At 60.6% G+C, this 8698-nt stretch carries 4 protein-coding genes and 1 tRNA gene; 2 read left to right on the top strand and 3 right to left on the bottom strand.

Features of this window, described 5'->3' with window-relative positions:
• Positions 1 to 153: 153 nt before the first annotated feature.
• Positions 154 to 1200 carry a Holliday junction branch migration DNA helicase RuvB gene (gene ruvB, locus NW807_RS08995; protein WP_414395929.1) on the top strand — a complete coding sequence of 349 codons (1047 nt, stop codon included), beginning with the start codon at positions 154 to 156 and terminating at the stop codon, positions 1198 to 1200.
• Between the two features lie 24 nt (positions 1201 to 1224).
• Here the strand turns inward: ruvB and NW807_RS08990 are convergent, their stop codons facing one another.
• Positions 1225 to 3924: a phycobilisome rod-core linker polypeptide gene (locus NW807_RS08990; RefSeq protein ID WP_414425888.1), complete on the bottom strand. Its 2700-nt coding sequence runs from the start codon at positions 3922 to 3924 to the stop codon at positions 1225 to 1227.
• A 207-nt stretch (positions 3925 to 4131) separates the two neighbouring features.
• Between NW807_RS08990 and NW807_RS08985 the strand changes: the two genes are divergently transcribed.
• Entirely contained in the window at positions 4132 to 6261 is a 2130-nt protein-coding gene (locus NW807_RS08985; protein WP_414425887.1) for a glycosyltransferase 61 family protein, read from the top strand.
• Here NW807_RS08985 and NW807_RS08980 read toward each other — a convergent pair.
• A tRNA-Leu gene (locus NW807_RS08980) sits at positions 6262 to 6345 on the bottom strand.
• Between the two features lie 43 nt (positions 6346 to 6388).
• Entirely contained in the window at positions 6389 to 8359 is a 1971-nt protein-coding gene (locus NW807_RS08975) for a tetratricopeptide repeat protein (protein WP_414425886.1), read from the bottom strand.
• Positions 8360 to 8698: the final 339 nt, after the last annotated feature.

Raw genomic sequence — 8698 nt, 5'->3', positions numbered from 1 at the left:
TGCTTCCCCAGGTTTCCTGACTCTACTTCCCCTGGCCCCAGCGCCAGGGGTTTTTTTGGTTGCCGCAATTCTCCTGGCGGCTAGAAAGACCGCGACGTTTTCCCCTTTGGCCTTTTAAAGTTAAAGTTGGGCCGTTGTATCTGCAGGTAACAGATGGCAATTATTTCTTCTCGAGAACGAAGCCCAGAGTCGCCTCTTGACGCAAGCGAAGCAGGAAGGGGGCTGCTGCAGCCCCAGGCTCAGGCTGGCGAAGCCCAGGAAGACTCCTTGCGCCCGCGCACCCTAGCTGAGTACATCGGCCAGACGGAGCTCAAGGAAGTGCTCTCGATTGCCATTGCAGCCGCCCGCGCCCGCGGGGAGCCTCTGGATCACCTCTTGTTCTACGGGCCCCCTGGCCTGGGCAAAACCACCGTGGCGGCAGTGCTGGCAGCGGAGATGGGATCCCGCTTCTACATGACCACGGCTCCAGCGCTGGAGAGCCCCCGCGACATTGCTGGCTACTTGGTGCGTCTCAAGCGGGGCGACGTGCTGTTTATCGACGAGATCCACCGCCTGCCTAAGGTTACGGAGGAATTGCTCTATCCGGCAATGGAAGATTTTCGCCTCGATATCACCATTGGCAAAGGCCGCTCTGCCCGCATTACCTCCATACCCCTGGAGCGCTTTACTCTCATCGGAGCCACTACCCGCATTGGCGCTCTAACCTCGCCGCTGCGGGATCGCTTTGGTCAGGTGCAGCGGCTGCGCTTCTACGAGCCTCACGAGCTGGCGGAAATTGTGTTGCGCAGCGCCCGCCTCTTGAACACCTCCATTGATCGGGAGGGAGCCGAGGAGATCGCTCGCCGCTCTCGAGGCACGCCTCGCATAGCCAACCGCCTTCTCAAGCGAGTGCGCGATTATGCCCAGGTTCGGGGCAATGGCCACATCAGCCGCGAGGTTGCCATTGCTGCTTTGGAGTTGTTCCAGGTGGATCCCATGGGTTTGGACTGGACGGATCGCAAGTTGCTAACCCTACTGGTGGAGCAGTTTGGGGGAGGGCCGGTGGGCCTGGAGACAATGGCGGCCATAACCGGCGAGGATCCCCAGACCATCGAGGAGGTGTACGAGCCCTATCTCCTGCAGATTGGCTATCTGCAGCGCACACCCCGCGGGCGGGTAGTTACCCCTGCAGCACTGCGACACTTGGGCTACGCCGCCTAGCCCTCTCCCAAGAGCAAAAAGGAGCTAGCTGCGATCGTTTTTCCCCACCGGCCTAAAACTAGGTACCACCAACTCTTTGTTTTGCTTGGTGAGGCGGCCATATAGCTCTTGGGTGTTGGGAAAGTTGGCTGCCGGCAGGGTGGGGAAGCGGCGGTAGGGCACCGTGTCCTCGCCAAAGAGATCCCGGTACTCCTGGGTGTTGAGCAGGGCGCGCACGAAGGCCTTTAACCCCTGGGTAGCCAAGATCTGGTTGTATTTGCGGATCTCCTGCTGGTTTAGGGGTGCGCGGCCTAGGAAGTGCTTGGTGCCCAGCTCGATGACCTTGGTGTTGGGGTAGGGGGCATAGAACTCAGCGCGGTACAGTTCGGAGCACCCCAGCGCCTCGATAAACTCCTTGACGGTGATCTCGCCATTGCGCAGCTTAGACTCGGCAGAGCTAAGCTCGGCGCTGATGTTGTAGATGTCCATGTCGCGCTCGAAGATCTGCCGGTAAGCAGCGCGGATGAGGTTGTTGACCTCGGCTTTGTTGGCCAAGCTGGTGAGCTTGAAGACAGGGATCTCCTGACGAATCCTGGGCACCCCTTGCTGGACGCGCCGCTGGATTTCCAGCTCGCCGGAGGGCTTGTCCTGAGGCTGGCCCAGCTTGACGAAGAGGGGGATATCGTCGTCGGTGCGGATGGGCCGGGTAACCACGGCCATGTCGCTGGATCCAGGGCGCATCCGCCGCCGCGCTAGGCCAGCAGGGGTGAGGTAGCGTTCGTAGGGCACGATGTCTTCCCCGAAGACCTGCTGGTACTCCTCACTGTCGAGGATGGCGTCTACCACGGCGTAGAAGCCCTGCTTGGAGGCAATGTCGAACAGGCGGTTCATCTCCTGCCGCCCGTAGGTGGGCCGGCCCAGCAGCTTGCGGTGAATGAACTCGATGGCTTTGCAGACGTAGAGGCTAGACCAGTACTTGTTGCGGAAGAGATCCGACTTGGCCAACTGGCGGACAAACTCTCTGACGCTGATTTCTCCGGATTCCAGCTTGATTTCCCAGCGGGTTAGCCGTTGGCCGGCGTAGGGCACATAGCCATACACCTGCTGGTAGCAGGCGCGGATGACCGCTTGCGTCGAGACTTCGCTGCCAACAATCCCAGCCCGTACCCCTAGCCGCCGGCTGCGATCCCCAGGGGTCTGGGTAAGCTTGAAGACTTTGGGGCCAAGGCTGCCGGGATCCCCGACCGCCTTGGGGTTGGTGCGGGCGTTGGTGAGAGCAAAGCCGCGCCGGATAAGGATGCGCTTGACATCCTTGTTGAAGGGGGCCGGGCTGGCGTTGAGGGAGCGGGTCTCTTTGGGGAAGATGGCGCCAAACTGGATCTCCAGCGGGTCGTTGCCGACACCATAGGGGTGCTGATCCGGCAGGGGACGGTTGTAGCGGGCGAAGAGGGTGATAAATTGTGGCACCTTGCGGCGAGGAGCCGCGTAGTTGTAAAGGTCGAACTTGGGCCCCCAGTTGGCGCTGGTCTGGGCTTCCACCCCCAGCTTGCGCAGGTAGGGCACCGTCTCCTCACCAAAGTAGTCGCTGTACTCGCGGCTGTCGACCAGGGCGTCCACCAGACCTGCCAAGCCCTTGCTGGAGACGATGGCAAAGTAGGTCTGCACCTCCTCGCGGGTCTCTGGGGCCCGCCCCAGGAAGTGGCGGAAGGCCAGCTCCACCACACGGCTGTTGATGTAGGGCTCGTAGAACTGTTTGCGGTAGAGGTCTGATTTGCCCAGGCGGCGGATGAACTCCCTCATGGAGATCTCGCCGTTTTTCACCTTGGACTCCAAGTCGGCCAGCTTGAGGCCATAGGCGCGGCGGATATCCCGCTCAAACACCTGCCGGTAGGCAGCCTTGATCACTTCCTCCTTCTCGACGTTGGAGAGCCCCGGCTTCATGGCAAAGACGGGCACTTTTTCTGCCGCCAAGCTGTAGACCTGAGGCAGTTGGAGTCCCTGCAGGGGCAGGCCGTCGGCGGTGCTGGCATTGCGCTGCCGCAGCTTGTCGGAGGGGGCAGGGGCAATGAACTCGCTCAACAAGACGTCAAAATACTGGTTGATGATGGCCACCGCCTCAGCATCTCTGCGGAAGTAGCTGGCCGAGGCCCGCTTCATCTCCTGGAGGGCGACGATGGTGGCTTCGGCGGAGCAGGCATTTTCGATAATCTCCCGCAGGCCACGGGTGTTAACCACAAGGATATTGGGATCCCCGGCCACAAGGGCGTAGGTGACGTAGCGCAAGAACCAGCTTAGATCCCGCAGCGACTTGCGCATGTTGGCAGCCCCGTAGCGGGCGATGCTAATGGGGCGGAAGTTGGGCGGGATCTCGACGCCACTGGCGCTGAAGAGGTCGCGGATGGCCTCGATAAAGCCCCCTGTGGATTCCACGTAGAAGGCCGTGCCCAGCTTGAAGGCCTCTTTCTCATCCTGCGTGGCTTCTGGCCGCTCCAGATAGGCCATGGGGGAGCCGCCGGTGAAGATGCGGTTGGCGGCCCGACTGACAATGATTTCAGAATTGGCCGCAAGAACCTCGGCAATCTCCAGCCGTTTTAGGCCAGTGGAGAAAAAGTCCTCGAGGCGATCCAGCTCAGTGCGCGACAGGTAGCGATCCTGCTGTTCCGCCTGGGAGATGGTCGATAAGGGCAGAGTTTGGTAAAGACGCGGACTGGAGAGGACGGCGCCGCCGGATGCGTTGATACCCATCGATTCTTAAACTCCGCTTATCGATTACCGAAAAGTTTCCAACCAAAACTACGAGCCCTGCTCCACCCCCCTCTTGCCGTCGAGGAAGTAGGGACGCCGGACCCCTGAGGGAGAAGCCAAGCCTAGAATACTAGGGGGATGCGCCCGGAGTGGGGAGGTTGTTGCAGTTTGTAACACTCCTGCTCAGCTCCCTTCTCAGCAAAAGCCATGGCCTCTACCCCTCTTGCCCAAGACCCTCTCCAGAGCCATTGGGAGCAGGGAGCATATGAATCGGTTGCCCAAGACCTGCTGCAGCAGTTGGAGCAGGGATCCCAGCATCCCCTGCTCTACTGGTGGTTGGGAGCCGCCTACCTGCTCCTAGGGCGAGAGCTGGAAGCCCAGCTTACCTGGCAGGAGGGAGTGGCGCTGCTAATGGGAAAAGGCCTGAGCGAGCCAGAAGCTAGCCGCTGCTGGGCAAAAGGGCTGCAGGAGCTGGCGGAGGGGCTGTGGGAAAGAGGCCACTGGCCGCAGGCGGCAGCCTTGTATCGGCAACTGGTGGAGGGCTCCCTTCCCGCCGACCTAGAACCTGTGCAGGCGCTGGCCGCCCATCGCCTTGGCCGAGTCCAGGAGCGCCGTCGGCTGTGGCTAGAAGCAGCAGAGTGGTTTGAGCAAGCCTGCCGCTGGGATCCAACAGCCGCGGAAAGCTTTTGGCGCTGGGGTCTGGCCCTGCTCAAGTTGGGCCGGCTGCGCGAGGCGCTCTCCCCTCTCCAAGAAGCGGCCAGGCTAAGGCCGGACTGGGGGGATCCCTGGGTGCAAATGGGCCTAGCTTGGCTGGATCTGGGGAAGCTGGAGCAGGCGGTGGTCTGCTTTCAGGAGGCAGCGGCGCGGGGCACCCAGACAGCAGAGCTCTACAGCTACTGGGCGGAGGCCCAGGTGCGGCGGGACAACTCCCAGGCAGCTTGGGAGAAGTTCCAGCAGGCGCTGGCTGCCGAGCGGCAGTGGCTGCAGGCTTGGTGTGAAGGCAGCGGCAGAGACAGCTCCCTGCGGCTGGAGCTGGAGCAGGCCCTCCAGGGATCCCCGGGCAAGCTTTGGCAAGAGCGGTATCGCCTCTGGCGGCAGCGCTGGATCCCTGCAGAGGCAGCCCCCCCTTCCCCGGCCTGCCAGAGCCCATCGCCCAGGGCCGGCGACTCCCTGCCCGTGCCCAGCCAGGGCTACCTCACCACCCGGCAGTGGCACCAGGCCACGGGCGAGGGCAGCTACCAGGTGTTGGATCCAGAAGGGGTTCTCTACCGGCAAGCCCCTCCGACGGCTGACCCTGCCATTGGGCAAAAGCTGCGCTCACAGCGGATCCCCTTGGCCGAGACCTTTGTGGCCCAGATCCCGCAGGGATCCGTGCACGTGGGCCACTATCCCCGCCACCTCTACGCCAGCTTTGCCAGCGCCGTGCTTACCCGTAGGAGGGAGTTGCTGGCCGATGTCTCCCCCGGCTTGCCACCGCCGGAGTTTCTCGACTGGGACTGGAAGTCAGAGCACCTGGAACACCACCCCATTTGGGACTTGCCCCACCTGCCGCCGCCAATTCCGCTGGAGGGCTCTGCTGCCCTCTTACCCCTGGGGGCAGTCAACTACTTCCATTGGATGGTGGACATCCTGCCCGCCCTCGATCTTCTACGCCGCGCCGGCTTCCTCGAAAAGGACATTCCCATCTTGATCCACGGCTACCAGGGCAAGCCCTTCCAGGTGCAGAGCTTAGCTGCCCTGGGGATCCCCACAGAACGCCTTCTAAGCTTCGAGCAGGTGGGGGGATCCCATCTGCAAGCGCAGAACCTCATTGTGCCCTCGCTGGCTGGGCCGGTGGGGTGTCTAACCCCCAGGGGCTGGAAGGTGCTGCAGCAACTGGTTCCTCTGGGGCAGGCGGCGGATCCCTTGTTGCCGCGGCGGGTTTACATTAGCCGTCGTGCTGCACGCTGGCGGCGGGTCATCAACGAGGCGGAGGTGCTGGAGGCCTTGCGCCCCTGGGGCTTTGTGCCTGTGCAACTGGAAGCCCTTTCCCTAGCCGAACAGATAGCCTTGATGCAAAAAGCAGAGGCAGTCATGGGGATCCACGGGGCGGGCCTGACCAACCTTGCCTTTTGTCAGCCTGGCACGGTTGCCATCGAGATCTTCCCTAGCAATGCCGTGCTCCCCTACTTCTGGAGCCTTGCCCAGGTGGTGGGGCTAAACTACTTTCCCCTAGTGGCCCCAACCTGCGACCCCGCCCTGGTGGCCCTGCTGGCTAGCCCAGAGCTGGATCGGGAGGATGCCTGGGTGCCGGTTCCGGCTCTACTTGCCTTGCTAGAGCAAACAGGGCTGCAGTAATGGGATCGGAGGGACTCGAACCCTCACGTTCTTGAGGAACAACGGATTTTAAGTCCGTAGCGTCTACCATTCCGCCACGATCCCTGGAGTAGCCGTACTACTCTACCAAAGGGTTTGCTGTGGGGGACTAGGAGGCTTCTATAGGGAGAGTATGGCATGCCAGCTTCTGGCAGACAGCCTGGCGCAGGAAATGAGCTAAGGCCGCCACGCAGTCTTGATCCTCAAAAAGCAAGTCGCGCCGCTCTTGGATTTGCTGAGCGATTTGCTGCCGAAATTGGGGATCCGTTCCCAGTTGTACGGCCAGCTCTTCGTAGCGCTGGAGGTCTGGGGCAATTAGAAGCTCAAGGCCCATTCTTTTGAGGATGGCGTAGGTGTGGCGGCCCCGCAGGAACCGGCCAGGGCAGGTGACCACCGGCAAGCCGGCAGCAATGGCTTCCAGGGTGGTGATCCCGCCCGACCAGCCGTAGGAGTCCAGCATGACGTTAGCGCAGCGATTGAGATCCAGGTAGTCTTGGTGGTCCAAGGCGGGCAAGATTCGACAGTGGTCTTCCACTGCAAGACCATAGCTGGAAAAGATGGAGGCAAGCCGCTGCCAGAAGCGCTGACCAATGGCGGCATTGGGCAAGGCCAGGAAGACAAATTGGGCCCTGGGCACTTGCCGAGCAATAGCTGGAAAAAGGTAGTCGTATTGCGGCAGGTACTTGCCCAAATACTGGCAGGTGAGATAGACAACGGCCTCTTGAGGCAGACCAAAGTCCTCGCGGTAACGTCTCTGGGGAGGCAAAACGGGCTTTTCAAAACAGGTACCCAGGCGGGGCAGTCGAACCAAGGTTTCGCTGTAGTGGGCCTGCCCATCTTCAGGCTCCATGAGGTCGCTGGAGAGAAAGTAGTCAATGGTCGACAGTCCCGAAGTAACGGGATGAGCCCAGGTGGAGCATTGGACTGGGGCTAGCCGCAGGGACGCCAGTTGCAACATAAGGGGAGAAAGGCCAATTTCCAAGTACACCAAAACATCCAGCTGATCCTGCAAAATTTGGCGGGCAGCCTCTTCAAAGCCGGTGGGAATGTGGCGGAAGACATCGGCATGCTGACGGTATTGCTCCGTCAGGAAATCAACTCTGGGATCCAAGTGATAGGCAAACACCTGGAAAGGCCACTTGGAGCTGGCCTTTAAGTACTTCACCCACCCCAAGGAAAGGCGGCTGTAGGAGCAAGCGCGCATGGAGGCCGAGACAAACCCAACGCGAATGGGATCCCCTGGCCGGGCTTGCCGGGGGAGATACTCCCAATCGGGGTAGGAGGCTTTCACAATGCGCTGCACAAACTGAGCGTATTTCTTCTGCAGCTCCAAGTCGTCGTAGCCCTGGTACTGCAGAAGGTGAGGCGTTCCCCAACTTGACCCTAAAAAGGCAAGCCGCCGCTGCTCTGGGGTGTCTAGAGGCGTCTCCTGAATGAGGCGATCCAGGTGTTCTACAAAGCGCAAGCGAAAGCGGTGCAGCTCCTGTTCATCCTGATAGATAGCCGGCAGATAGAGGTGGTAAAGCCAGCGGGCTTGCACCAAGTTAGGATCCAAAGTCCATGCCTTTTCCAGGTGAGCCAGAGCCGCGCTGTGTTCCCCTTGCTCGCGATGGGCTATCCCCAGATAAAAATGCACCTCAGCCCAAGGGATCCCTGCTAGTGGATCTGGATTTTCTAACAGGGAGCCCAGCAAGGAGATTGCCTCTTCGTGGCGGCCTAGGTTAACAAGAATCTTGCCCGCTTGAAAGGCAGAAAGGTAAGCCTTGGGATTGAGGCTCAGGCTCTGCCGATAGCAAGATAGAGCCTTTTCCAGTTGCCCCAAAGACTCATAGACAACGCCCAGGTTGTGGTGATAAAGGGCTACGCGGGGATTGAGCTCAATGGCCTCGGCAATCAAAGCAGCCGCCCATTCCTCCTCCCCTTTGGCGTGGGCCACCGTCCCCAGCAGATGGAGAGCGTCGGCTTGATCTGGAAACTCCACCAGAATTTCTGAGTAGATGGCTTCTGCTGTCCGCAGGTCGCCAGCCTGCTGGGCCTGGATCCCAGCTAGAAGCTTCTCCGTGAGGGTGAGATCCGACATCGACAGCAACGGAAGCCGGAGAACTCCCCCCACTATAGGCGCTTCAGCTCTATCCAAAACCCTCCTCACCGCCCCCTGAGCCTCATGTTGCCAAAAACACAAGAAAACGGTATCCGCAGCTCTGCGAGCGATCCGCCAAAACCCCAAAAGGCTGATTCTTTCGTCGGATCCCTCGACGCCTTACGCCACAAGGCTTTCAGGCCCCAAAGCCCCCTCGCCAAAGCTCCTTTTGCCAACTTTTTCTCGGATCCCTCGCAAATGGGTCTTGCATCCCTTGCCCTGCTTGGGTTTAATGGGGGTAGAGTTCCCCCTTTGTGGGGATCCCTAGAAATTGGAAAC

The organism is Synechococcus sp. R70.1 (genome assembly GCF_047461675.1).
Classification (GTDB): Bacteria; Cyanobacteriota; Cyanobacteriia; order Thermostichales; family Thermostichaceae; genus Thermostichus.
The sequence above is the reverse complement of the archived record's forward strand: the minus strand, read 5'-3'. Positions and strand labels throughout refer to the sequence as shown.

Excerpts from the sequence above, each read along its gene's own strand:
- ruvB (WP_414395929.1), top strand. The coding sequence starts at position 154 with ATGGCAATTATTTCTTCTCGAGAACGAAGCCCAGAGTCGCCTCTTGAC.
- NW807_RS08990 (WP_414425888.1), bottom strand. The coding sequence starts at position 3,924 with ATGGGTATCAACGCATCCGGCGGCGCCGTCCTCTCCAGTCCGCGTCTT.
- NW807_RS08985 (WP_414425887.1), top strand. The coding sequence starts at position 4,132 with ATGGCCTCTACCCCTCTTGCCCAAGACCCTCTCCAGAGCCATTGGGAG.
- NW807_RS08975 (WP_414425886.1), bottom strand. The coding sequence starts at position 8,359 with ATGTCGGATCTCACCCTCACGGAGAAGCTTCTAGCTGGGATCCAGGCC.